Raw genomic sequence first — 25810 nt, 5'->3', positions numbered from 1 at the left:
GACGGGCGGCTCGCGTTGGTGGATCAGAACGTTACCGTGACCCGCGCCCACCAGTAACGGCCGAGCACGTCGTAGGTCGTCACATCGGTATTACCGTTGTTGGCGTTGTTGTTGTAGAACAAGGGCGGCTGTTTGTCGCCCAGATTGTCCACGCCCACGTCGACGCGGGTATGCCAGTCGCTGAAGTCGTAGCCGCCCTGCAGGTTGTGGTACGCATACGAGCCGATCCCGCGCTCGACCGCCGGCAGCGCCGAATCGGCGGAGAGATTCTGCCTTGCGTCGGTGCTGCCGATCGAGGTGTGCCCCACGTAGCGGATACGCCAGGCGGCGCTCCATGGCCCCTGCTTCCAGGTCAACGTACCCAGCGCGCGGATGCGCGGGAAATTGCCATAGGAATAGGTGTACTTGCCCGCGCTGTGGATCACCACGGTGCCCGGGTCGGTGGGATCGGGATTAATGTCGTAACGCGCCACATAGGTGCCGTTGAGGCTTGCGTTGAAGCTGCCCCAGCGCGTATCGGGCAGACGATAGTTCGCGCCGAAATCCACGCCCTTTGTCCACAACTGGCCCAGGTTCACCGTCGGCTCGCCGATGTAGTAGATGGTGCCGTTGCCGTTGCGGTGGATCAGAGGGCAGAACGCGCTGGCGGAATTGGCGTAGCACTGGTTGAGCACGGTCTGCGCCGATACCGTGGCGATGGTGTCCACCAGATTGATGCGCCATACATCGGCGCTCAGCGAAAGTCCTTCCAGCCACTTCGGATCGTAGACCACGCCGAAATCGTAGGACTTGCCGGTTTCTGGCTTGAGGCCGTCGTAGCCGGCCACCAATGCGCCGGAAGTGCGTCCGGAAACCTGTGGATCGGCCTGCTGGTAGCTGCCATCCGTCGGCACGTTGGCGCAAGCTACGTCATTGCCACCGGTATAACCGTTGCAGGGATCGATGGCCGAAGCCGCATCGCCACCGATGCCGGCGTACAGCTCGTTGATGTTGGGCGCGCGGAATACCTCCGACACCGTGCCGCGCAGCAGCAGGTTTTCGATCGGTCGCCATTCCAGCGCCAGTTTGCTGTTGGTGGTGCTGCCCACCGAATCGTAATCGGAGAAGCGGGTGCCGATAGACAGGTTCAGCGCGTGCGCGAAAGGTTTGTCGGCCAGCAACGGAATCAGGGTTTCGGCATAGGCTTCCTTCACGTTGAAACTGCCGTTCAGCACCGTGGTGCAGAACTCGACGACGCCGCATAGACCTTCCAGATCGGCCACGGCCAAATCGTCGGTCTTGGTCGAGGTGCTTTCCTTGCGATAGGACAAGCCGACCGCGAGATTGACCGTCCCGGCGGGAAGATCGAACAGATTGCCGTTGGCGTTTGCTTCGAACTGCTTGACCGTGTAAGTGCTGGTGCTGATCGGATTGACGACCATCGCTTTCAGCGCCTCAACGGTGGCCGGATCGTTGGTGTTGAAGATGTCGATCGGAGTGCAGCCGGCGATGACCGCGCCGGCGGCGCCGCACTTGACCACTCCATCGCTGTCCAGGAACGAGGGCCCGACCGCCTGATTGAACGCAGCGTAATTCAGGAAACCGTTGTTGATCGACTTCTGCCGGACCTGGCCATAGTTGAAATTGGCGTCCCACTGCCAGGAGCTGTCGCCGAAACCACCGCGCAGGCCGGCGTTGGTCTGCAGATTGTAGGTGTTGTATTCGTACTGGCGGTTGCCCAGCGAAACCAGCCGCGTATTGAAAGTGTTGTAGGTGGTGCCAGTGGCCCGATCGGCGCCGAAATTAATGCCGAAGGGATTGTAGTAGCTGTTCTCCGACACCAGGAAATTGTCGCCGATGGCGAAGATCGGCACCGGCGCGATGATCGATGCCGAATGGGTCTTGGTGAAATAGGCGTTGCCGTAGGCTTCGAGGTTGTCGGTCAGGCGGAAGCTGCCCAGCACGAAGGCGTTGGTGCGCTCCTGCGGCGTCTGCAGCAGATTGAAGGGCTGGTAGTTGAAGGAATCCGCCGTGGCGTCGTAGCAGTGATAGTCGCCCCGGTCGGTAGGGCCGCTGCCGGTGGCCGAATCGAGGGTGACGCGCGAGCAACCCGCGCTGGCGGCCAGGGCCGCGGCTTCGGCGGAACCGTCGTTGAAGCTGATCGTCCCGAAGGGGGTCGCCGAAGAACCTTGTCTGACCGCCTCGCCATTGACCAGATTCAGCGCATCCTTGGAGAACGCGCGTTGCGCTGCCGATACTTCATCGATCTTGTGGTAGGACACGCCACCGACCACGCTGGCCCGATCCCAGGCATGCCCGGCAGTGAGCGAATAGTTGCGCCGGCTGCCGTCGCCGCGCGAAGTCTGGCCGAAATCGGCGCTGGCCTGCACGCCTTCGAAGCGGTCGCGCAGAATGAAATTGACCACGCCGCCGATGGCATCGGAGCCGTAGACGGCGGACGCGCCGTCGCCCAGCACTTCGACGCGCTCGACCATAGCGGCCGGAATGCTGTTGATATCGTTGTAGGCCAGACGTACGCCATTGACCAGCACCAAGGTGCGCTTCTCGCCCAGGCCGCGCAGCGAGACCGCGGACGCGCCGGTGCCGCCGCCGTTGTTGACGTTGGGGTTGGTGGCGTTGCCGGCGATCGCAGGCAACTCCTGGATCAGATCGCCCAGCGTCGCCTTGCCGGTGGCTTCGATGGCTTCGCGGCCGATGGTGGTAACCGGATTGGCGGTCTCGGTGTCGACGCGGCGGATGCGAGAGCCGGTGACGGTGACGCTGTCCAGAGTGGTGGCGTCGCCAGCGCTCTCCGCAGTCGGCGTTTCCTGCGCCTGCGCCGAGCAGGCGGCGGCTAGTATCAGCGCGACCGTAATGGCTCGTACCAACGTTGCGCGGGGACGCGGAACAGCTAGGAACGGAATCGCGAGATGATGATGGCGGGAAGGAGCGAGCATTATTTCGGCGGATCGCATGGGTGTCTCCTCAGACGGCTTCGATTGGGGCGATAGGATTCGTGGGGTAAGAGCGCCCGTGCCGGCTTGCGCCAGCGCAAGAAACGCCTGGATTCGCCGCGTCTGTACCGGTGACGGCAGCGGCGCGAAAAACCTTTCCCGTCTGCTTGCCGAGCACTTGTGCGCGGCCGAACGGGTACTGCCTGATTCGCCGGTGGAGAAGATGTAGCGCAACGGATCGCTCCGTGCGCTTCCCTGGAGCGTCGCCGTCCGCATCCGGCGCTGTCGCCGGGCCACCATCCACCAAAAGCATTTATTTTTCTGCATCACCTCCGGTTTTGTTCAGACGCGCAGTTCGCTGAACGGAAACGCGACGTGGCGTTCAACGCGTTCCATGTCCGTATGTCACGCATGCGTCATGGATCCGGCTTACCCTCATCCTGCATGCACAATGACCGGTGCGTCTTGTCGCAATTGTCGTTTTCGGATGCGGAATACGGCATGTTTTTATCCCCTGCCGATATCGCGGAGCGCAGAGCTTCGCAGCGTAGCTGCCGCTCTCAGCGCTGCAGCAGGCCGTTGCGGAAAACTCTCCACAGGTGGATTCATTCAGGCATAGGCAGCCTGCACAGTCACGCGCGTTCCCGCACGCCCCGCTATGCGCAATGCGTCACTGTTTCTTCCGGCTAACGTCACTTCCTTGCCATCCACCGTAGCTGCGAGCAGGCGTTTTCCCGCTGGCAAGCGCAGGCTGAGCCAGACGCCATCGGGCACTCCGGATGGCAGGTCGACATGGCCCTCGATTCGCTGCGCCTGCGCATTGGCGCGCAACTGGAAACCGACCTTGCCCCAGCGGGTGGGCGCATCGGAAATACCGATGGTCTCGCCGCTTGCCAGCCATTCGCGCGGCAGCGCCCGCGCCAGATACAACTGCTCGCCGGCGCTGTCTTCGAATACCAGCATCCAACGCAGCAGCAGCGGAATGGTCGACTGCGCCGGCATGCAGAACAGCGGCATGCCGCCGGTGATGCCGCTCACCTCGCCCGCCGTCCAGCCGCCGCGCGTGTGCACGTGATAGCGGTGCGCGTACAGGAACAGCAGGTATTCCTCGATCCGGTCCAGGCGCAGCAATTGCTGCGCATAGCCGTAGGAAATGAAACCGAGCAGGTCGCGCGCGTCCTTGCTCGGCGGCGCGATGTTGGCGACCACACCCAGGCTGGTGCCGCCGTGACCGCGTACGCAGTCGATCACCAGGTTCGCCAGATCGTCGGGCAACACATCGGCCTGCAACAGTTCGGCATAGACGCGGTGCGGCCATCCCTGCTCACTGGGATTTTCCTGCAGCAGCGACTGGCGGAACGTCAGCTTCACGCCCGGCAGCGGGCCGATGTAAGGCGGCTTCAGATCGCGACGGACATTGGCGCGCAGCGTGCGCTCGGTCTGCGCAGTCAGGCGTTGCGACCGCTGGTTCCAACGCCGCGCGGTCGCCGGTGCGTCCGCGCCGCCGATATGCGTCCACACCGGCGCGATATCGGCCAAGCCGCGCGCGGCCAACGCGCTATTGGCGTAGTAGGGCTTCCACCACAGCGTGGGATCGGGGAACAGGCAGGCGTCGGATTCGTTCCAGCCGTGGATCAGGCCATGGCCCGGCGCATCGGATGGCAGCGCCAGGCTCTGGTCATGCAATTCTTCCAGGATTTGCGCGGTGGCTTCTATCTTGCCGCGATGCTTGCGCAACAGCGGCGCATCGCCGGTGTAGTGCAGATAGCGCGCCATCAGCGACAGGATCAGGCCGAACTGCCCGGTCTCCGGCCCGCGCATGTTGGGCATGCCGTCGGGCTGCACGAAATAGGTGAAGTAGCCGTCCAGTACCGCCGCGGCCTGGTCGAAGCGGCCCCACTCCAGATTGGCGTACAGCGAACTGGTGAAGGTGTCCTGGAACCCGTCGTACTCGTTACCGTAATAGTCGCGATCCACCGCACCGTACTTGGGATAAGTACCGCCAGGACGCACTACCAGTTCACGGGCGAAAGCGAAGCGCGCCATGTCGTTCCAGCTCGGATCCGGCAGACTGGCTTCGACGGTGCCGGCAAGCAGGTCCTGCCAGTAACCCGCGAACGCCAGCAGCCCGCGATAGAAATCCTCGGCCGTCGCACCCCCGCGCCGCGGCAGATAGTCGGGATAGCTGTGCGTGTACACCGTCTTCAGCGCCTTGCCGTTCTCCACCAGCACGGTGCGGTGCCAGGTCTGGACGATGAAACGATCCTCGGCGCGTACGTCGGCGAATACCAACAGGTCGTAGTGGCGGTTGGCCGACACCGGCATCACCTTGTGCACCGCCGGCATCCAGCCGCCCAACAGTCCTTCATGCCTGCGCTTGATCAGCGCGACTTCGCCGAGTTGAGCGAAGGCATGCTCCGGACGCCAGGTGCGGCTGCGTCCATTGGGCAGGATGGGCATGGTATCGACGGCTTCACGCGTACCGACGAAGGTGGTCCAAGGCCAGCGCCCATCATGATCCTTGGGATCTAGCAGCGACGCCGGCGGCGGTGCGGCATCGCGCACTTCTTCCGCCGACGGATCGCCGTTCCGCAACAAGTGGTTGGCCAGCAGGTCGGCGTCGGCCAGCGCCACGTCGGCGAGTTTCATGCCGAAATACGGCGGCTTGTCGCTGGGAAACGCCGCTTCCGTGCGCTTGCCCAGGGTCACCATGCCATCGGCGCAGACGAAACTGATCGCACCGTCCGGCGTACGCAGATCTTCATACACGGTCCACTCGACGCCCTCCTCGCGGAACGCGCAGAGACGGGTATGACCTTGCAGTGCATCCTCCGCCAAAGGTTGCAGCTTGGGCTTGGGCAGCTTCGCAGTAACAGCGGGCGTAGCGGCCGCCGCTGCGCCGTCGACAACGAAGCCGGCTCCGGCCACTGCGGTGGCGGTCAAGCCATGTTGCAGAAATCGCCTTCTGTCCATTTCCACGCTCCCGAACTTCTACAGCCCGTATCCGGCCATGCTGCGGCAAGCACCCGATGGCGTCTTGTCCGCGACCTTGCGTATCCGTGCGGAATCGCACACAGATAAGCTCATTTCGATCCGCAGCCGCCGATTCAATGTGTGCCTACGGTGACCTTCAGCACGTACGGATCGCGCACGCGGAAATTTAGCCCGTAGTCGGTCTCATCGCCGTTCAACCAGCGCACGGTCCGCCACTTCCCGTCCACGTAGCGGCCCTGCTCCACCTTCAGCAGTTGCCCGTATTTGCCATCGGTGGTATCGCGCTGGAATTCCACTCGCCCCTGGAATCCGGTAACCAGGAACACCTCGGGTTCCAGTTGGACCACCAGCACGCGACCGGCGTGGTCGGGGGTGCCCGGCAGGATCGCCGGCGCATCGCCCCACATCGGCGCGCCGAACGAAACGCGGGCCTGCCAGGGACCGAAGCGCAGGTCTTGCTGCGGAGTACCCGGCTTTTCCACCGCCGCCTGCAGTCGTCCTTCGAACGCGGCGCTGGCCAACATCCTCTGCATCGGCGTCAGCAACCCGAAGGCGGCGGCGTACGCTTCGGTCGCCGCGCGGTTCTCCGGCGTGTCTTCGTTGCCGTCGATGCCGAACACCGAGAAGCCCAATCCACCTTTTCCCAACACATAGAAGTGATACGGCGCGGTGGCGGCCTCGAAACCGGTTTCCGAAACCCAGGCCGGGTTGTCCGGCCGTGCGTATTGGTCCACGACTTTGGTGTATTCGTTGTAGTCGCTGGTGTAGATGTCGGTGCCGATGAAGTCGATCGACGGCGTGACCACGCGCCACAGATCGAACACGTTCCAGGTCGCGCCGCCGCTGGGATAATCCAAGCCCGGGTGGATCTTGCCTTTGTAGCGCAGCCAGGTGTTCACATAGAGCGGCAACGGATATTCGGCCTTGCCGGCGGCTGCCACCTGTTCGATGTAGACAGCGTTGGCATAGGCGCTGAACGCCTCGGCGGCGCCGGGGCCGAAGACTTCGGTCCAGGTACCGGCAGGCTTGGACAGCGCGCGGGCGACCGCTTCGGGTACTTGTTCGCGGAATGCGCGCTCGCCGGCTTCGCCATGGTCGCGCACGGTGCCGATCGCACCCGGTTCGTTCTGCACCTGCACCAGGATGACGGTGTAGGTACCCTCGTCCACCTTGCGCAAATGACGCATCAACGCGGCGAACGCACGGCTATCGACGTCGCGGTTGGTCTGCGCATGCGGCGAGAGCACGTCCACCGGCACGCCATTGGCGTCGAGCATGCGCGGATACGTGGCACGGTCTCGCTTGATCCAGTCCGGCACGTAGTGCATCTGACCGTTCTTCCAGGTGCCGAACCACAGCAACGCCAGGCGCAGGCCGCGTGTGCGGGCCTGCGCGATCAATGCATCGATGTTGGTGTAGTCGTAGCGGCCGGGCTCCGGCTCGAATTGTTCCCAGTACACCGGCGCTTCCACCGTGTTGGCGTGCAGCGCCTCCACCTGGTCCAGCGCCTGCGGCAGCACTTGCGGCCAGGCGCTGGAGTTATGCAGTTGCGCCGCCATGATGCTGTACGGCGCGCCGTCGACGAACAAGGCGTGGCGCCCGTTTTCGCTGACGTAGCGCGGCATCTCGCGCGTGGCCGCATGCGCGGCCATGCCCAGCAACAAGCTCAGCGTTGCCGCCAGCCAGACAGCGCCGCGCCGCCTCACGCCGCGGGCTCCGGCCGCCCGGCAAGCTTGCTGTGGCGGATGCCATAGGCGAAATAGACCACGCAACCGATAGCCAGCCAAATCAGGAAGCGCTCATAGGTGATCGTCGGCAGGCCCCAGATCAGCCATGCGGAAAAGCCGATGCCGATCAGCGGCACCAGCGGCACCAGCGGGGTACGGAACGGACGCTGCAACTCGGGACGCTTCCAGCGCAGCACCATCACCGAAGAGCAGATCACGATGAAGGCGCCAAGTACGCCGATGTTGACCAACTTGGCCAGTTCGTCCAGCGGGAAGAAGCCGGCGGCGACCGCGGTGACCAGGCCGATCAGCACGGTGGTGCGGTGCGGCGTGCGCCAGGTCGGATGCACTTTGGCGAACCAGCCCGGCAGCAGACCGTCGCGCGACAGGGCGAACCAGATTCGCGCCCCGGCCAGCAGGTTGGCGAAGATCACGCTGGTGATACCGCAGATCGACGCCAGCGAGATGGCGATCATCACTTTGGGTTGGCCGATGGCGGTGAAGGCGTGGGCAACCGGCGCGTCGTTGTCGAGCGTGGTGTACGGCACGATTCCGGTCAGCACCAGGCAGATGGCGAAATACAGGATCATCGCGATGCTCAGCGACAGGATCACCGCGCGGGGCAGATCGCGCTGCGGATTGATCGCTTCCTCGGCGGCGGTAGTCATCATCTCGTAGCCGAACACGGCGAAGAAAACCACCGCCGCACCCGTGACCACGCCGTGCACGCCGAACGGCATGAAGGGATGCCAGCGCGCCGGGTCGACGAAAGCGACCCCGGCCGCCACGATCAGTACCGCCGCGCCGATCTTGATCGCCACGATCAGCATATTGAAACGCGCGCCCCACTCCATCCGCATCGCCAGCAAGGCGGTGATCAGCACCGAGATCAACACTGCCGGCAGATTGATGAAGCGGCCGGGCGCCGTGCCGTAGGCGCCCTGAGCCCATAGCGGCAGGTGCACGCCGCCGGCATCGAGCAGCGCCTGCACATAGCCCGACCAACCCACCGCCACTACCGCCGCGATCAGCGCGAATTCCAGCAACAGGTCCCAACCGATCATCCAACCGGCGAACTCGCCCAGCACCGCGTAGCCGTAGGTATAGGCACTTCCGCTGACCGGAATCAGCCCAGCGAATTCGGCGTAGCACAGTGCCGCCGCCGCACTGGCGATGCCGGCGATCAGGAACGACAGCACCACCGCCGGTCCGGCCTGGGTCGCGGCGACCGTACCGGTCAGCACGAAGATGCCGACGCCGATGATTCCGCCCAGACCGATCGCGGTCAGCTGCCATAACCCGAGTACGCGGCGCAACTCGCCTCGGCTCCGCACTTCGGTCTGCATCGTCTCCACGGATTTCCGGCGGATCATGTCGTTCAGCAAGCCCATAGCGTTCTCTCTCGGTTAGGCCGTCCTGGCGGTGGAAATGCGGTGTGCCTGAAATCTATTTCTTGTCCTTCTCCGGCCAGGGCGACTTGCCGCCTTCGGCGATGAAGCGATCGATGCGCTGTTCGAGCACCGGCAACGGCACCGAACCCTGGGCCAGTACCGCATCGTGGAAGTTGCGCAGGTCGAACTTGCCGCCAAGCGCCCGCTCGGCTTTTTCACGCAGCCGCAGAATGGTCAGTTCGCCCAGGTAATAGGACAGCGCCTGTCCGGGCCAGGCGATGTAGCGGTCCACTTCGGTGGTGACCTCGTGCTCGCTCAACGCGGTGTTGTCGCGCAGGAACGCCAGCGCCTGTTCGCGGCTCCAGCCGAGGTGGTGCACGCCGGTGTCGATCACCAGCCGCGCCGCGCGCCACATTTGATAGGTCAGGTAGCCGAAACGGTCGTAGGGCGTGTCGTACATGCCCATTTCGATGCCCAGGTATTCGGAATACAGCGCCCAGCCTTCGCCGTACGCGGAGATATAGGTGTAGCGGCGGAAATCCGGCATCGCGTCCTGCTCCGCGGCCAGCGACATCTGCAGCGAATGTCCGGGCGAGGATTCATGCAGGGTCAGCGCGGTGAGGTTGTAAAGCGGCCGCGACGGCAGATTGTAGGTGTTGACCAGATAGGTGGTCGGTCCGCCGCGACCGCCGGTGTAGAACGGCGCCAGGTCGGGCGGCACCGGCTCGATCGCGAAGCGCTGACGCGGCAGACGGCCGACGTACTCGCCGATTTTTCCGTCCACGCGCTTGGCGATCCAGGCAGCGCGCATCAGTAGCTCTTCGCCGGTCTTCGGATAGAACTTCGGATCGGTGCGCAGGTAATGCAGGAAATCGGCGAAGTCGCCCTTGAAGCCGACTTGCGCGATCACCTCGTCCATTTCCGCGCGCAATCGAGCCACTTCCTTCAGCCCCAGCGCGTGGATTTCGTCCGGGCTCATGTCCAGCGTGGTGAATTCGCGGATCTGCGCCTGGTAATAGGCTTCGCCGTCGGGCATGGATCGGGCCGCCAGGCTAGTGCGCGCCTGCGGGGTGTATTCCTGGCGGATGAAGGCCAGCAGCTTGGAATAGGCAGGGACCACCTTGGTTTCGATCGTTTGCAACGCTTGTTCGCGCAATTGCGCCTGTTCGGTCGCGGAAATTACGGACGGCATCCGCTTGAACGGGGTGTAGAACAGGTTGGCTTCGCCCTTGGCGTCGATCACTTCGGCGATGGACTGATCGCGCCCTTTAAGCGTCACTTGTGGCACGCTGAAACCGCGCACCAGGCCGGCGCGCATGTTGTCGATCTGTTCGTCGAAATAGCGCGGAACGTCGGCCAGCTGCGCCAAGTAGGACCGATAGCTTTCGGTATCGCGCAGCGGCTTGCGCGCCGTGAATCCCAGATTGGTCCAAAAGGCGCTATCGCTGTTGAACGGCATTTCCCAGGCATGGAACCGTTGCTGGTCCAGCAGCACTTCTATCTGGTTGCGATAGACCTGATAGTTCACCTGTTCCTGTTCTGGCAGCGCCGAAACCGGAATGGCATCCAGTTGCCGCAGTACGTCCTGCCAGTAGCGCGTACGCTCGGCCTGGGTGGCGGGATCTACTTTCGGCAAGTGGTCTGCCGTCTTTCCCTCGCTGTCTTCGTCGTCTGCGCCGGCGAACTGCGTTTGCCGCCAGTCCCATTCGCGCTCGTACAGCGTCTTGAAGCGCTCGGCTGGGGCCGCAGAGGATGCGGCGGCCGCGACATTCCCGCCCATCGCCATGGCTGCGAGCAGGACAAAGCCGATCAAGAGCCTGTTCATGAGAATGCCCCGCTGGTTTTCGTCGCGATCAGTGCGATGCGTGAACAGAGAGAGAATCGACTTCATCGCACGCGCTCCAGGAAGCACCACAAGGTCAAAGGAATGGCCGGTCGATCGCCGACGACGGCGGGGTAAACCACGCCGCGCCGTCTTCGGTCACATGGAAGTGATCTTCCAGGCGTACACCAAAACGGCCCGGCACGACGATCATCGGCTCGTTGCTGCAGCACATACCCGGCTCCAACAGCGTCGTATTGCCGCGCACCAGGTACGGCGTTTCGTGGATGCTCATACCACAACCGTGACCGGTGCGATGAGGCAAGCCCGGCAATCGGTAGTCCGGACCCAGGCCAGCGCGTTCGAGCACATCGCGTGCGGCGCGGTCCACCGATTCGCAGGTAACGCCGGGCCGCACGGCGCCGAACGCCGCCTGTTGCGCGGCCTGCTCCAGGTTCCATATCCGCTGCTGATCGGCATCGGCGCGGCCGAAGATCCAGGTCCGGGTGATGTCGGAGTGGTAGCCTTGTACGGTACAGCCGGTGTCGATAAGCACCAGTTCGCCTTCGCGCAGATGCTGTACACCGGGAATGCCGTGCGGAAAAGCGGTGGCATGGCCGAACTGGACGATGCAGAAGGTGGAACCGTTGTCGGCGCCGAGCGCACGATGCGCGGTGTCGATGAAGCGCACCAGCTCGTCGGTGCCGATGCCTTCGCGCGCCAGTCCCGCAGCCAGGCGATGCACGTGCAGACTCATGTCGCAGGCCTGCTGCATCAGCGCCAGTTCGGCCGGAGATTTGCGCATGCGGCAGCCATCGACGATGGCGCTCGCATCGACCACGCTGGCTGCGCCGAGAAGGCCGCCCAGGCCGACGGAAATCGCGAAAGCCGCGCCGGGATCGAGCGCAAGCGTGCGTGCGCCTTGTTCGCGCATGGTTTTCGCCACCAGCGCGTAAGGGTCCTCATGTTCTTCCCACAACCGCTTCTCGACCGGAATCTTCAGAACCGCATCGAGCGAGCCTTCCTCGAACGCCGGGCAGATCAGGAACGGATCGCCTGACTGCGTCAGCAGCATCGCCACCAGCCGCTCGCTGGCGCCCCAGGGCACGCCGGCGAAATAACGCAGCGATGCGCCGGCACCGATCAGCAGCGCGTCCGCATTCTGCGCGCGCAACAGACCGCGTGCCTGTTCCAGTCGCCGCTGATATTCGGCGGACTGGATTGGCGGCGCACGATCCGGCCAGGGCGCGAGCTGCACCATCGCTTGCTCCCGCGTCAGGCCGCCGATCTGCGCGGGGCCGCTCATGGCGCACATTCCACGTCGTCGATGCTCCAACGGTCGTCGATCAGACGCTGCACCTGACCGGGATTGCGATCGCGCAACTCGAGCGGCAACAGCGCATCGGGTACGCCATCGTAGCTGTGCAGTGCGGTGAAGCGTCGGATCGCCGCCGGCATGCCGACCGAGGTGAAACCCGGATGGCCGGTGCTGGGGAAAGGACCGCCATGGTTCATCGCCGCACTGACCGCCACGCCGGTCGGCATTTTGCTGGCGATCAGCCGACCCACGCGCGGACGCAATGCGGCGGCGATCGTCATCCAAGCCGCGTCGTCGTCGCCATCGGCGGCGCGATAGAGCGTGCCGGTTAGATTGCCTTCGAACGCGCGGGCCAGCACGGCCATTGCTTCGATTCCGGCCGCGCGCACCAGCAGGCTGACCGGCCCGAAGGCTTCGGTCTGCAAGGCCCGCGGATTGGCCAGGAAAGTCGCCGCATCCACCTTCAACAATGTCGGCGAATAGCGGTAGCCAGGACCTTCGGCCGCAGCGCCGCCGGCCAGAACCTGCGCGCCGGCTTCGCGCAGCGTCCCTACGCCGCGCTGCAGATGATCGAGTACGCCTTGCGAAAACAGCACGCTGGGCGGCGCTGCGGCGAAATGCGCGCTAACTGCGGCGACGAAGGCATCGCCTGCCGCGCCTTCCGGCACGATCACGATGCCGGGATTGGTGCAGAACTGGCCGCTGCCGAGCGTGCAGGAAGCGAAGAATTCCTGCGCCAGCGCTTCGCTGCGCTCGGCCAGGGCGCCCGGCAACAGGAACACCGGGTTGACGCTGGACAATTCTGCGTAACACAACACACCGACACGATCCGCCGCGGCCTTCAACGCAAGTCCGCCAGCGCGACTGCCGGTGAAACCGATCGCACCCAGCCGCGCGTCGCCGGCCAGCGCCAATCCCAACGCATTGTCGAAGTGGTAGAGCATCTGCACCGCTGCCGCCGGCAGACCGGCGCCTAGCAGCGCTGTGTGCGCTAGTTGCGCCAGCCGTTGGCTGGTGGCCGGATGCGAGGGATGCGCCTTGGCGATCACCGGATTGCGCGCGGCGATGGCCGAGGCGAAATCGCTGCCGGCGATGGCGTTGAAGGCGAACGGGAAATTGTTCGGCCCGAAGATCAGCACCGGCTTGGACAGCGGCGCCAGATGCGAACGCAGGCCGGCGCCGGTATCGATGACCGGCTGGGTCCAGGCATAACCGCGCACGGCCTTGGCCGCCAGACGCAACTGGCCGCTGGTGCGGGGCAATTCGTTGCCGCGCAGGCGCGTCGACGCCGGCAAAGCGGTTTCCGTATTGGCCAGCGTCACCAGCGTGTCGCCATCGGCATCGATGGCGTCGGCGTAAGCGTCGAGAAAGGCCGCGATCCGCTCCGGTTCGGCAGCGGCGAGTTCATCGGCCACCGTCACTGCGGCGGCCAACGCGGCTTCCACGTCGGCCGCGCCGCAGATCGGAAACGAGGGACCGACCTCCTGGCCGGTGGAAGGATCGCTTGCGCGGAAAGCACCAAGCGACTCCCGCGCCGGCTGCCACTGGCCCGCGATCAACAACGGTTCGGTGGCGGCGCTCATCTCAGCGCCACGGATGGGTTGCGATGGCGCGGTCGATGACCTTCAAGGCCTCTTCGCGCTCGGCGCCTTCCAGCACCAGCCGCGGCGCACGCACGCGTTCGCTGCCCAGGTCGACCTTTTCCTGCACCAGCTTGATGAGCTGCACGAACTTCGGCACGGTATCCAGGCGCAGCAGCGGCAGGAACCAGTCGTAGAGTTCCTTGGCCGCCGGATAACCGCCATCGCGCGCCAGTTCGAAAAGCCGCACCGATTCTTTCGGATAGGCGTTGACCAGGCCCGCGATCCAGCCTACCGCGCCCATGCTGAGGCCTTCGACGATGGCATCGTCCATGCCCACCAGCAGCGCCAGGCGATCGCCGGTGAGTTCGCGGATCGCGGCGAAGCGGCGCACATCCGCTGAAGATTCCTTGACCGCCTGCAGGTTCGGGAATTCGGCGGCGAGTTCAGCGATCTGCGCAGGGTTGAAGTCGGTCTTGTAGGCAACCGGGTTGTTGTAAAGAATCGTGGGCAGGTCGGTGGCGGCGATCACCGCGCGCACGTGCGCGCCCATCTCGCGCCAGTCGCTGGAATACACGTACGGCGGCAATACCATCAGGCCGCCTACGCCGATCTCCTTGGCGGCCTTCGCCAGGCGCACGGCCTCGTCGGTGGAAAGAGCGGCGATGCCCGGCACCACCGGCGCGCGGCCGTCCAGCGCTTTCACCAGCGTCTTCAGGATTTCCAGCTTGTCGTCGAAGCTGAGCGTGGCCGCTTCGCCCAGCGAACCCAAGGGCACGATGGCGGTGCAGCCGGCATCGATCAGCGCCTGCGCGTGATCGGCGAGGAACGCGTGATCGATCCGGCCGTCGGCAGTGAACGGAGTGGTGATGGCCGGCAGGACGCCGCGCCAGAAAGAAGCATTGCTCATGAATGTACACCTTGCGAGTCGATGGAAAAGGATTCGGCCAGCGTTGCCAGCCGTATGGGAAACAGTGGTGGCCGGCGGCCGTCATCGTCGTGGCCGCCTGTGGGAAACACGCCCAACTCCGCCAGCGCCGTACCGCAGATACGGCCTTGGCATGCGCCCATACCGCAACGCGTGGCGAGCTTGGCTTCGCGCAGGCTGGTGAAGCCCTGCAGCGCCGATAGCGGTACGTCTTCGCAGCGGCAGATCAGCGTTTCCTCAACGGCCAGCGCATGCACGCGCGGCCGCAGGGCGAAGCTCTGTCGCAGCCGTTCGGCGAAAGCGCGCGCATGCCGGCGGTGCGATTGCAGCGCGGCGGCAGCGACGCTGGCGCCGACCGCATGATGGCCGGCCATCTCGCCTTCGATCAGAGCGGTATCGCGACCGCCAATGCCGCAGACTTCGCCCGCCGCATAGACGTGTTCGACGCTGGTGCGCAGCGATTCGTCGACCGCCACCTGCGCGTGCGCACCGGTGCGCAGCAGCTGGCAGCCCAACAGCTGCGCCAACTCCACGTTCGGCACCAGGCCATAGCCCACCGCCAAGTGATCGCATTCGATCCGCTCAACCCCGCGAGGGCCTTCTATTTCCACCGTGCGCAGCCGATCTTCGCCCAATGCGGCGCGCACCAAGGTCCCGGTGCGGTAAGGAATTCCAAGCAGGCGGGCGCGCAGCGCCAGCGCCTGCGCGGCCTTGCCCGGCCAGCGCACTAGGCTTGCGGCGAAGCCCAGCACCGCACCTTGCGATGCTTGTTCGAGAATCCCAAGCACGCGTGCGCCATGCGCGCGCAAGGTCGCCGCCGCCGCCAGCAGCAACGGCCCGCTGCCGGCGACCAGTACGCGCTTGCCGGTCATCGGCCAGCCCTGCTTGGCCAGCGCTTGCGCGCCGCCGGCGCCAGTCACACCCGGCAGGGTCCAGCCGGGGAACGGCAACAACAATTCGCGCGCTCCGGTGGCGAGCACCAATGCGCCGTAAGAAAGCCGGCGCGCGCCCTGCGGACCATCGACCAGCAGGCTTCGCTCCTGCGCCATCAGCACCTGGGTCTGCGCCAGGAAATCGATTCTGTTCGACAACGAATCGATTACCCTTCGCGCGGCGCGCGGCAGCGGCGAGGCGATGTCATGACGCCATACCTGGCCACCGGGCTGCACCTGCGCATCGATCAAGCACACCCGCGCGCCATGGCTGGCCGCCGTGCGCGCCGCGGCAAGACCGGCAGGGCCGGCGCCGGCGATCAACACGTCATAGTGTTCGTGCGCGCGCTCAGCCACCGGTGCGCACCTGCATGCCTTCGCGCGCCGGAATCATGCAGGCGCGCAGCTGTCCCACTCCGTCGATAGCGACTCGGCATTCGAAACACACGCCCATGCCGCACAAAGGCGCGCGCGGCTGGCCGCTGGGAGAACGGCGGAAATACGGCGTCACCTGGGCGATGGCGGCGGCCACATTGCTGCCGCGGCGCACCTCGATCGCTTGCCCGTCGACCTGCAGGCGGATGATCGCCGAACCGCTCATGCCGTCACTCTCGCCGGCGCGTAGGGAGCGGAATCGATAGCCGCGGTGCGGCCGAGGATCAGATCCATCAGCAGGCGCGCGCTGCCCAGCGCGGTAGTTACGCCCAGACCTTCATGGCCGGCGGCCACCCAGACATCGCGACGCTCCGGTGCAGCACCCAAGTAGGGCCGGCCATCGGGCGTGGCGGGGCGTAGACCGGTCCAGACCCGGATCGCCCGCAGATCGCGCAGTACCGGCAGGAATTCGAAGGCGCGTTCCAGCATGCGCTGCAGCAGCGCACCGGAGACGTTGCGGTCGGTTGCGTCGAATTCGCGCGAAGAACCGATCAGCAGCTGTCCCGTCGGGCGCGGTTGCACGTTGAACGCCACGCTGCTGCCTGCAGCGCCGTGCGCGCTGTCGGCGTAGCCCAGTTCCAGCAATTGGTGGTGTACCTGCGCCGGATAACGGTCGGTGATGACCAACTGACCCTTGCGCGACCGCATCGGCAATTCCGGCAGCAACTCCGGCAGCGCGCAACCGGTGGCGACCAGCGCCGGACCGGACAAGTTGCCGCCATCGTCTAGGCGCACGCCATCGGCGGTCAGCGCCAGCACGCGCCGGCCGGCGTACAAATGCGCGCCTTGGGCGCAAGCGCGTTCGACCAGGTATCGCGCCATCCGCGGCGGATAAACCACCGCTTCGGCCGGCGCCAGCAGGCCACCGGCCAAGCCCGGCGCGAGCTGCGGTTCGAGCCGGTACAACTCCTGCGCGTCAACCATGCGCGCCCGCAGACCCGCTGCCGCCAGACGCGCGACCTTGGCCGGCACGCCTTTCATTTCGCCCGGCACGCGCGCCACCCACAAGGTGCCGCAGCGACTGAACTCGGCCTCGGCCAGATCGGAATACGCATCCCACAGACGCAGCGAATACGCCGACAGCGCCAGTTCGGCCGGATCGTCGTCCATCGCCACCAGATGACCCATCGCCGCGGCGGTGGAGCCGCCTCCGATCGGGCCGGGTTCGACGATCGCCACGCGCAGGCCTTCCCCGGCCGCCGCTTCGGCACAGGCCGCGCCGACGATGCCGGCACCGATCACGACCAGGTCGTAAGCCTTCATTCCGGTTCCGATTCTCCGGGGCGAATGCCCCAGGCGAACGGGTCGTTCTCCTCGATCAGCAATCGCGAACGAGCGGTGATATAGGCCTGGCCGGTGATGCGTGGCGCTATCCCGCGCGCGGTCGCCGTGTAGGTGCCTTCGAACACGCTGCCGAGGATGCCTTCCTGCCGCCACACCCGCCCTTCGGCGAGTTTGCCGTCGGCGGCCAGGCAGGCGAGCTTGGCGCTGGTGCCGGTGCCGCAGGGCGAACGGTCGTAGGCCAGTCCGGGACACAGCACGAAGTTGCGGCCGTCGGCGTCTGGTGAGGGCGAAGAGCCATTGACCTCGACATGATCGATCTCTCCTCCATCGGCGCCAGCGATGCCCGCGACCTCCAGGGCTTGGCGGATCGCTTCGGTGTAGGCGGTCAATTCACGCTGCCGCTCGAGCAATAGCGGCACCGGCGATTGATCGGTGATGAAGAACCAATTTCCGCCCCAGGCGATGTCGCCGCGCACCGCGCCGTAACCGGGCACCTGGACGACAACGCCGGCCGCATGGCGGTAGCTTTCCACGTTGGCGACCGATACCTGCCCGTCTTCGCGCAGTTCCACGCCGACCGTGCCCACCGGCGTCTCGATGCGATGTGCGCCCGGCCCGATACGGCCCAGTTCGGCCAACGTGCGGACCACACCGATGGTGCCGTGCCCGCACATGCCGAGATAACCGACATTGTTGAAGAAGATCACGCCGGTGCAGGCTTCCGGATCGTCCGCTGGCAGCAACAGCGCGCCGACCATGGTGTCCGAACCGCGCGGCTCGCAGGCGATTGCGCTGCGCCAATGGTCGAAATCGTCGGCGAACCGGCGCCGGCGTTCGGCCAACGTGCCGGCCCCGAGATCGGGGAATCCCGAGACGACCACGCGAGTGGGCTCACCGCCGGTGTGCGAATCGATTACGTCAATGCTGAGCATGGGCCATGCTCACATTCGGCCGCAGCCACGGGCTAGCAACGATTATCGCGAACATATGCGGAAATCCGCATAATTCCTAACTGCGAAAAGCCCGTCCTGAAACGGCTGAATCCTGCCGCGACGCCCCATCGCTGGCGGAGCGCGGCCTTAGCGGGAAGCGCCGAATGAAGCGCGGGCCATGCCCATATCACGTGCCAAACAGCGGAATCGTAGGCGTTTTCCGGCCCATATGGCAGAGGGTTCCGCCATGCACGACCTCCCAAACGGCGCCCAAACATGCGGCGACCGCCGATACAGTCCCCGGTTCATCTCCGGCTCGCGCGACCGCAATGCGCTACGCCATCGCCAACCGGCACTGCGGAAGACGGCAGACATGCGGACGGCGGGCTGCCCCGTATGCTCCTATACCCGATGCAGCCGTTGTGCTAACTAAGAACGGTATTCCGTTCCGGACCATTGCCCCGATGGCGCCGTGCGTCATCCGCTATCCAGCGCATCGAGATCGCGACTTGGACCGATGCGGCAAGCGACGGAAGGCCGCAGATTCCCGCAGGAGACCCGACCGATGGACACCATGATTTCCGCCGACGAGATGCAAGTCCTGTTCGATGCGTTGCCGGACGTGGTTTTCTTCGTCAAGGACAACGAGAGCCGCTACACCCACCTCAATCTGACCCTGGTGCAGCGCCTGGGCCGCAAGCACCGCAGCGAAGTGATCGGGAAATCGACGGTGGAAGTCTTCCCGCTGCCGCTGGGCGGCAACTATCTGATGCAGGATCGCCGCGTGCTGCATGGCGAGGTGATAGAGAACCAGCTCGAAGTGCACTTGTTTCCCAACCGTACTCCCGGCTGGTGCCTGACTTTCAAACGGCCGCTGTGCCACCAGAACGAAGTGGTCGGCGTGGTCGGAATTTCGCGCGATCTGGGCCAGCCCGACAGTCGGCATTCGGCGTACGAGCGACTCAACCGCGCGCTGAAGTACATGCAGGCGCACCACGGCGAGAACCTGCGCATAAAGACGCTGGCCGATCTGGCCGGTGTGTCGGTGGCGCAGCTGGAGCGCCACTTTCGGCGAGTTTTCCAACTAACACCGCAGCAGTTGCTGACCAAGATGCGCATCGAATCGGCGATGCGTCTGTTGCAGGACGACAAGAGCATCGCGGCGATCGGTCAGCTCTGCGGTTTCGCCGACCAGAGCGCGTTCGCTCGCCAATTCAAAGCCACCGTCGGCATGACGCCGCGCGATTTCCGCACGCTTGCCAGACAACCCTGAGCGACGCCGATCAGACTCCCTTTCAAGAGCGAAGCAAATCGTTCGCCTGGAAGCGCGGAGTGCCACTCAAGCGCTGATCGCGAGCGAATCATGCAGACAGTTCGCGCGAAAAACACTATCTATGACCGTGCGCGCGAGGCGAAACGTACATATTTCACAGGGGGCGAGTCGCCAAGGTGGCAGGCGCTACAAAGGCTGACTTCGGCTCGCTGAATGCTACCGGCGAACCATCGGCGGCCAGCAAGCGACGTCTGGTAGCAAACCTCTAACTCTACTTCGGAGGTCGACGGCCACCTTGCCCGATCGAAGCGACATTTTCCTATCGCCCGCAACTATCGAATTCGGCAAGGGACTGTCGGACAGGCGACAAACTTCATCGGACAGCGCAGTTGCCTCCGACCTGCAAGCAAGCCGAGTTTTCCTTTAGTAAAAGTTGGCCGAAACGGCCAACTTATGCTTGCTCCAACAAATTCCAAAGAAACCCGGACTGGTTGGTGGGCCCACCAGGACTCGAACCTGGAACCAAAGGATTATGAGTCCTCTGCTCTAACCATTGAGCTATGGGCCCGTCGCAGACGGCAATTGTAACTGGCCGGTTCGCGGCCAAGCACTTTTCGTCGGCTGACCGCGATTGATCGGCGGGCCCTATGCCGCCGGTACGTTGTCCTGCGCCGGCAATACCGGCCGCCGGCGCAGCGCGGTGGCGCGCTTGAGGATGGGAGGCGGGTCGGTCTCTTCCGGGATGCTGAGCAGTTTCGCCCTGCGCAGCCACTGCCCGGGGCCGCGGGCCGAGGTCAGGGCCACGAGGGGGACGGCCAGCACCATCCCCAGGGTCACCGGCGCCATCCAGGCCGCCAACGAAGGCGAAGCGAACAGCGCCAACATGCCGATAAGCAACCCGAAGAAACTCAGACCACCATAGCTCTTCAACAGTCCCGACAAAGGCAGACTGCCATCGTCACGACGCTGCGATTCCCATCCCGAATCCTTGCCGGCGAGCACTTCGGCCACACCGCGCGACTGCACGTACATCACGATCGGAGCCATCAGCGCCGCAAGCACGCTTTCGATCAATACGCTCAGCAGCGCGCGCAGCGCGCCGCCGCAGCCGCGGCGTTCCGCAGGATTCACCAGCATGGCCAGGTAGCCCAGGATCTTGGGGGCGAACAACGCGGCCATGCTGGCGGCGAACAGCCAGAGGATCCGTTCCGGATCGAGAGACCTCCAATAAGCCGCCGGGGAAAGCGCGGCACGCAAGCCGCCCTCGGAAGCCAAACCGATATGCTCGAACGGGATCGCGATGCCGACCAACAGCAGCATCGCCCACATCGGCGCGGTGAAGTAGTGGCCGATGCCGATCAGGAAATGCCAGCGGCTCACCCAATGCAGGCCACGCGTCGGCAACACGGCGGCATGCTGCAGGTTGCCCTGGCACCAGCGGCGGTCGCGCACCAGCAAATCGGTGAGCGAAGGCGGCCCTTCTTCGTAGCTGCCATGCAGCGCGGGAACCATGTGCAAGGCCCAGCCGCCGCGGCGGATCAGCGCCGCTTCGACGAAATCATGGCTCAGCACATGGCCACCGAAAGGCTTGCTGCCGGGCAGTTGCGGCAATCCCGCCTGTTCGGCGAATGCTTTGGTACGGATGATGGCGTTGTGTCCCCAATAGTTGCTCTCTGCGCCATGCCACCAAGCCACGCCCTGGGCGATGATCGGACCGTAGACGCGGCCTGAAAATTGCTGCATGCGCGCGAATAGGCTGGTGCCGTTGACGATCGCCGGCAGCGATTGGATCAGGCCGACATCCGCGTGCTGATCGATGGCCGCCGCCAGCCTGACGATGGTGTCGCCGGTCATAAGACTGTCGGCGTCCAGGATCAGCATGTACGGATAGGCGCCACCAAAACGCCTCAACCATTCGGCGATGTTGCCGGCCTTGCGTTCGATGTTGTCGGTGCGACGCCGATAGTAAAGATTCGTCGGGTTGCCGAGGCGCGCATGCAGCGCGTGGAATTCGGCGACTTCGGCTTCGGCGGTTTCCGCACGGGTGGTATCGCTGAGCACGAAGAAGTCGAAGCGGTCCAGCTGCCCGGTATCGCGTAACGATTCGTAGATGGCCTGCAGACCCGCCATCAGTCGGTGCGGATCTTCGTTGTACGCCGGCATCAGCAAGGCCGTGCGTGCCGATGGCGGTAACGATGGCAACGGCGCAGCGGGGTCTATTCCCAGCCGCTGCCCTCCGTTGCGCGACAGCACCAGCACGAATCCGGCGAGCGCACCCAGAAACGACTGCGCGATCCAGGCGAACAAGGCCACGAACAGCGCAAGCAGCACGCCCTCCAACACGGTCAACCCTTCGACGCGCAGCACTCGCCACATCTGATAGGTCGCCAGAGCGGTCAGCGCGCCCGTGCCGCCCAGAATGTACGCGCGGCGCCAAAACATTCCACGGGGCGCACTGGGCAACGCGCGCGGATCCAGTGCTCCGGTGCGCAGCGATTGCACCGGCATCTCCATCGGCGATGGCATCGGCAGCGATTCGCAGTCGGCAGGAGAGGTCGGCTGCGCCTGCATCACGTCTACGCCGTCCAACGGTAAAGCCACGTTTCCGAGACCGGTTGCGTGCCCTGGACCAGCCGCGCGTGCAGTTCCGCCGCTTGCGCGCCTGCCGGATCCAGTTCGAATCCGATACGCCAGCCGCCCGTCGCTTCCACCGGATGGGCGACGGCATTGAGCACTTTGCCTGCGCCGGACCACACGTCCGGCTTGATGCCCGCTTCCTCGCCCAAGCCTTTGAGCGCATCGCCCTTGAAATCGATGATCACCCTTCGTCGGCCTTGTTGCGGCGCCGCGCCGATCATGGTGTCGGCGATGGTGGCCAATTCGCGTTTCCAGTTGTGCTCGTTGCACCAGTGCAGGCGATAGTCGAAGCGATGCTCGCGCCCTGCGGCCAACGGCGCGGCAGGACGCCAGAAGGCGACGATGTTGTCGTGGTATTCGTCTCCGGTGGGAATCTCGATCAAGTGCACGGCGCCCTTGCCCCAGTCGCCGACCGGTTCCACCCACAGGCTCGGACGCTTTTCGTAATGCGCTTCGCTGTCGGCGTAATCGGAGAAATCGCGCTGGCGTTGCATCAGGCCGAAACCGCGCGGCGTCGTGTCCTGGAAACCGCTGTCCTGCACGGTAGCCGGATTGCTCAGGGGCCGCCAGATCTGTTCGTCCGCGCCGGTCCACAACGCCAACCCGTCGGAGTCGTGCACCGCAGGACGGTAATCGTCCACACCCACGCGATCGCTGGCGCCGAACTCGTACATGCTGGTCAACGGCGCAATGCCCGCATAGCTCAGTTCCACGCGCGGATACAGCCGCGCCTGCACGTCGAAGACGGTTTCGACTCCGGCCTTGACCACGAAACGAAACGCGCCGGACACGCTGGGGCTATCCATCAACGCATGCACGACGACCGCGCTGGCATCGGGCGCCGGGGTTTCTATCCAGAACGCCCGGAACACCGGGAATTCCTCGCCTTCGGGCCGCACCGTGTTCAATGCCAGGCCACGCGCGGACAGGCCATAGGCCTGACCCTTGGCCACTGCGCGGAAATAACTGGCGCCGAGGAAAGCGCCGATTTCATCGAAGTAGTCGGGACGATTGATCTTCCCGTGCAGGCGCATGCCTGCGAATCCCAGGTCGGCTCCGGCGCGGCCGCGCACCGCGGAGGCGCGGAAAGTGAAAAGGTCGGGGGAATAATCCACCTGCCTGGCGCGTCCGGCGGCGACGGTGAAGACTTGTACCCGGTCCTTGAACAGGAAGCCACGATGGAAGAACTCCGCCTGGAACGGCAGGCCTTGCTTGCGCCACAACGCATGCGCCGGGTTGAAGCGGATATCCCGGTATTCGTCGTAACCCATGTCCTGCAACCACTGGGGCAGGTCGGCGGGCGGTTTGCGGAAAGGGGCGGCGGCCAACTGCCGCGCCATGGCCGGCACGCTATCGTCGTTGAATGCGGTGCCGCTGTCCGCGGCCAATGCCGTCAGCGGCGACAGCAAGCCGCTGCCGGCTATCGTCGCCAGCGGCAACGACAGGCCGCCCAGGATCAATTCTCGTCTGCGCACCGTTATTCCTCGCGAATCAGGGCTGGGGGAAGCCGCCGCATTGTAGGCATGCCCGCGTTAGCGCCAAGACATGATCCTGGGGCTGAAGCCGGACCTGTTCTGCGGACCCTATAACGAAGAAGCCCCGCACTGGCGGGGCTCCTGGTTTCGCGTCGATGCCCGGAAGGCGTCGGCAGGTGCCGCTTACTCGATATCGAGGAAGCTACGCAGCTGTTCCGAACGGCTGGGATGACGCAGCTTGCGCAACGCCTTGGCCTCTATCTGGCGGATGCGCTCGCGGGTGACGTCGAACTGCTTGCCGACTTCCTCTAGGGTGTGGTCGGTATTCATATCGATGCCGAAGCGCATGCGCAGCACCTTGGCTTCCCGCGGGGTCAGGCCGGCGAGCACGTCGCGGACCGTTTCCGACAGGTTGATGTTGACCGTGTTCTCGATCGGGGACTCCACGTTGGTGTCCTCGATGAAGTCGCCCAGGTGCGAATCCTCGTCGTCGCCGATCGGGGTTTCCATGGAGATCGGTTCCTTCGCGATCTTCATCACCTTGCGGATCTTGTCCTCGGGCATGTCCATTTCCTTGGCCAGTTCTTCCGGCGTGGCCTCGCGACCGTACTGCTGGAGCATCTGGCGGGAAATGCGGTTCAACTTGTTGATCGTCTCGATCATGTGCACCGGGATACGGATGGTGCGCGCCTGGTCGGCGATCGAACGCGTGATGGCCTGGCGGATCCACCAGGTGGCGTAGGTGGAGAACTTGTAGCCGCGACGGTATTCGAATTTGTCCACCGCCTTCATCAGGCCGATGTTGCCTTCCTGGATCAGATCGAGGAACTGCAGGCCGCGGTTGGTGTACTTCTTGGCGATGGAGATGACCAGGCGCAGGTTGGCCTCGACCATTTCCTTCTTGGCCTTGCGCGCCTTGGCTTCGCCGTAGGCCATCGCGCGGCTGATCTCCTTGATGTCGATCAGGTTCAGGTGCATCGCGTGTTCGATGGCGATGGTGGCTTCCTGCTCGGCGATGATCTGCTCGCGCACATCACGCAGCGCCGAAGACCACTTCTGCTTGCGCTTCAGCACTTCGTCCACCCAGCCCAGATTGGTCTGGTTGCCTTCCCAGGCGCGGATGAAATCCTTGCGCGGCATCTTGGCCGAATTGGTCGACAGATGCAGCACGCGACGCTCGTGGTCCTTGATCTGCTGCACCACTTCGCGCAGCTTGCGCACCAGCGTGTCGGTCAGCGCCAGCGGCAGCTTGAGGGTGACGAAGACTTCCGCCATCTCGGCGCGCAGTTTGACCGCGGCCTTGTTGTCGGCGCCGCTCTTGGCGTAGGACTTCTTGAACTTGCCGTAGAGGTCGGACAGGGCCAGCATGCGGCGCGCGACTTCTTCCGGATCCGGACCGGTCGGGCCGGCTTCCTCGGCCTCTTCCTCGACGGCGGGTTCTTCCTCGTCGTCCTCGGTTTCGGCATCGTCGGCCACGACCACCACCGGCTCGGGCACTTCCTCGATCAGGTCGTTGAAGCCGACCACGATCTCGGCCAGGCGCTTCTTGCCGGCCTTGTGGGTTTCGTAATCTTCCAGCAGCAGTTCGATCGACCACGGGAAGCTGCCCAGCGAAGCCTGCACCTGGCCGAGGCCTTCTTCGATGCGCTTGGCGATGGCGATTTCGCCTTCGCGGGTCAGCAATTCGACCGTACCCATCTCGCGCATGTACATGCGCACGGGGTCGGTGGTGCGGCCGCCTTCGGTATCGAGGGTCAGCGCGGCCGCGGCTTCTTCGGCGGCGGTGTCGTCGACTTCACGGTTGCCCGTGCTGTTGCCGGCGAGCAGCAGCGTTTCGGCATCGGGTGCGACTTCGTGCACCTCGATACCCATGCCATTGATCATGCCGATGATGTCTTCGATCTGCTCGGCATCGACGATGTCGTCGGGCAGGTGGTCGTTGACTTCGGCAAAGGTCAGGTAGCCCTGTTCCAGGCCCTTGCTGATCAGCAGCTTGATATCGGATTGTTGGGCAGGACGTTCGTTGGCCATCAGTGCTTGCGCCACCGGCAATAGGAGAATGGGGAACCCAGCATTATACCGCGCCGCTGGGGATTTGGCCCGCGATCCGTGCTGAACGCGCCGCAGCGCGCCCAGCAACCCCGGGACC

At 64.6% G+C, this 25810-nt stretch carries 16 protein-coding genes and 1 tRNA gene; 1 reads left to right on the top strand and 16 read right to left on the bottom strand.

Annotation, left to right across the window (positions count from 1 at the left end; genetic code table 11):
- Positions 1-23: 23 nt before the first annotated feature.
- The 12 genes from J2W94_RS11995 to J2W94_RS11940 form a co-directional block, all read right to left on the bottom strand.
- Complete coding sequence (locus tag J2W94_RS11995; protein WP_430540604.1) at positions 24-2903, bottom strand: TonB-dependent receptor; 2880 nt, start codon at positions 2901-2903, stop codon at positions 24-26.
- 639 nt (positions 2904-3542) lie between these two features.
- Positions 3543-5906, bottom strand: a complete 2364-nt coding sequence (locus J2W94_RS11990) for a Tat pathway signal protein (RefSeq protein WP_310093528.1) — start codon at positions 5904-5906, stop codon at positions 3543-3545.
- Positions 5907-6040: 134 nt separating this feature from the next.
- Positions 6041-7579: a DUF5597 domain-containing protein gene (locus J2W94_RS11985; protein ID WP_310093745.1), complete on the bottom strand. Its 1539-nt coding sequence runs from the start codon at positions 7577-7579 to the stop codon at positions 6041-6043.
- Positions 7580-7629: 50 nt separating this feature from the next.
- Entirely contained in the window at positions 7630-9045 is a 1416-nt protein-coding gene (locus J2W94_RS11980) for an amino acid permease (protein ID WP_310093525.1), read from the bottom strand.
- Positions 9046-9100: 55 nt separating this feature from the next.
- On the bottom strand, positions 9101-10870 hold the full coding sequence (locus tag J2W94_RS11975; RefSeq protein WP_430540589.1) for a DUF885 domain-containing protein: 1770 nt from the start codon (positions 10868-10870) through the stop codon (positions 9101-9103).
- A gap of 94 nt (positions 10871-10964) precedes the next feature.
- Entirely contained in the window at positions 10965-12173 is a 1209-nt protein-coding gene (locus J2W94_RS11970; RefSeq protein WP_310093524.1) for a M24 family metallopeptidase, read from the bottom strand.
- On the bottom strand, positions 12170-13768 hold the full coding sequence (locus J2W94_RS11965; protein WP_310093521.1) for an aldehyde dehydrogenase family protein: 1599 nt from the start codon (positions 13766-13768) through the stop codon (positions 12170-12172). The genes J2W94_RS11970 and J2W94_RS11965 overlap by 4 nt, the downstream gene beginning before the upstream one ends.
- A gap of 1 nt (position 13769) precedes the next feature.
- A complete protein-coding gene (locus tag J2W94_RS11960; protein ID WP_310093519.1) occupies positions 13770-14675 on the bottom strand; it encodes a dihydrodipicolinate synthase family protein in 906 nt (301 codons plus the stop codon).
- Complete coding sequence (locus tag J2W94_RS11955) at positions 14672-15982, bottom strand: FAD-dependent oxidoreductase (protein ID WP_310093517.1); 1311 nt, start codon at positions 15980-15982, stop codon at positions 14672-14674. The genes J2W94_RS11960 and J2W94_RS11955 overlap by 4 nt, the downstream gene beginning before the upstream one ends.
- Positions 15975-16226, bottom strand: a complete 252-nt coding sequence (locus J2W94_RS11950) for a (2Fe-2S)-binding protein (protein ID WP_310093514.1) — start codon at positions 16224-16226, stop codon at positions 15975-15977. The genes J2W94_RS11955 and J2W94_RS11950 overlap by 8 nt, the downstream gene beginning before the upstream one ends.
- Positions 16223-17323, bottom strand: coding sequence for an NAD(P)/FAD-dependent oxidoreductase (locus J2W94_RS11945; RefSeq protein ID WP_310093512.1), 1101 nt, complete (start codon positions 17321-17323; stop codon positions 16223-16225). Before J2W94_RS11945 ends, J2W94_RS11950 begins: the two co-directional genes overlap by 4 nt.
- Complete coding sequence (locus tag J2W94_RS11940) at positions 17320-18276, bottom strand: 4-hydroxyproline epimerase (protein ID WP_310093510.1); 957 nt, start codon at positions 18274-18276, stop codon at positions 17320-17322. Before J2W94_RS11940 ends, J2W94_RS11945 begins: the two co-directional genes overlap by 4 nt.
- 565 nt (positions 18277-18841) lie before the next feature.
- Here J2W94_RS11940 and J2W94_RS11935 point away from each other — a divergent pair.
- Positions 18842-19549 carry an AraC family transcriptional regulator gene (locus J2W94_RS11935; RefSeq protein WP_310093508.1) on the top strand — a complete coding sequence of 236 codons (708 nt, stop codon included), beginning with the start codon at positions 18842-18844 and terminating at the stop codon, positions 19547-19549.
- A 492-nt stretch (positions 19550-20041) separates the two neighbouring features.
- Here the strand turns inward: J2W94_RS11935 and J2W94_RS11930 are convergent.
- The 4 genes from J2W94_RS11930 to rpoD all read right to left on the bottom strand — a co-directional run bounded on the left by J2W94_RS11930 (position 20042) and on the right by rpoD (position 25692).
- Positions 20042-20117, bottom strand: a tRNA-Ile gene (locus J2W94_RS11930).
- Positions 20118-20194: 77 nt separating this feature from the next.
- On the bottom strand, positions 20195-22120 hold the full coding sequence (gene mdoH, locus J2W94_RS11925) for a glucans biosynthesis glucosyltransferase MdoH (RefSeq protein ID WP_310093739.1): 1926 nt from the start codon (positions 22118-22120) through the stop codon (positions 20195-20197).
- Between the two features lie 5 nt (positions 22121-22125).
- On the bottom strand, positions 22126-23661 hold the full coding sequence (locus tag J2W94_RS11920) for a glucan biosynthesis protein (RefSeq protein ID WP_310093506.1): 1536 nt from the start codon (positions 23659-23661) through the stop codon (positions 22126-22128).
- Between the two features lie 183 nt (positions 23662-23844).
- Positions 23845-25692: an RNA polymerase sigma factor RpoD gene (gene rpoD, locus J2W94_RS11915; protein WP_310093504.1), complete on the bottom strand. Its 1848-nt coding sequence runs from the start codon at positions 25690-25692 to the stop codon at positions 23845-23847.
- Positions 25693-25810: the final 118 nt, after the last annotated feature.

Origin of the sequence: Pseudoxanthomonas sacheonensis (assembly GCF_031455975.1) — a bacterium.
Taxonomy (GTDB): domain Bacteria; phylum Pseudomonadota; class Gammaproteobacteria; order Xanthomonadales; family Xanthomonadaceae; genus Pseudoxanthomonas_A; species Pseudoxanthomonas_A sacheonensis_A.
Note: the sequence above shows the minus strand (reverse complement) of the source record. Positions and strands in the feature narration are given on the sequence as shown.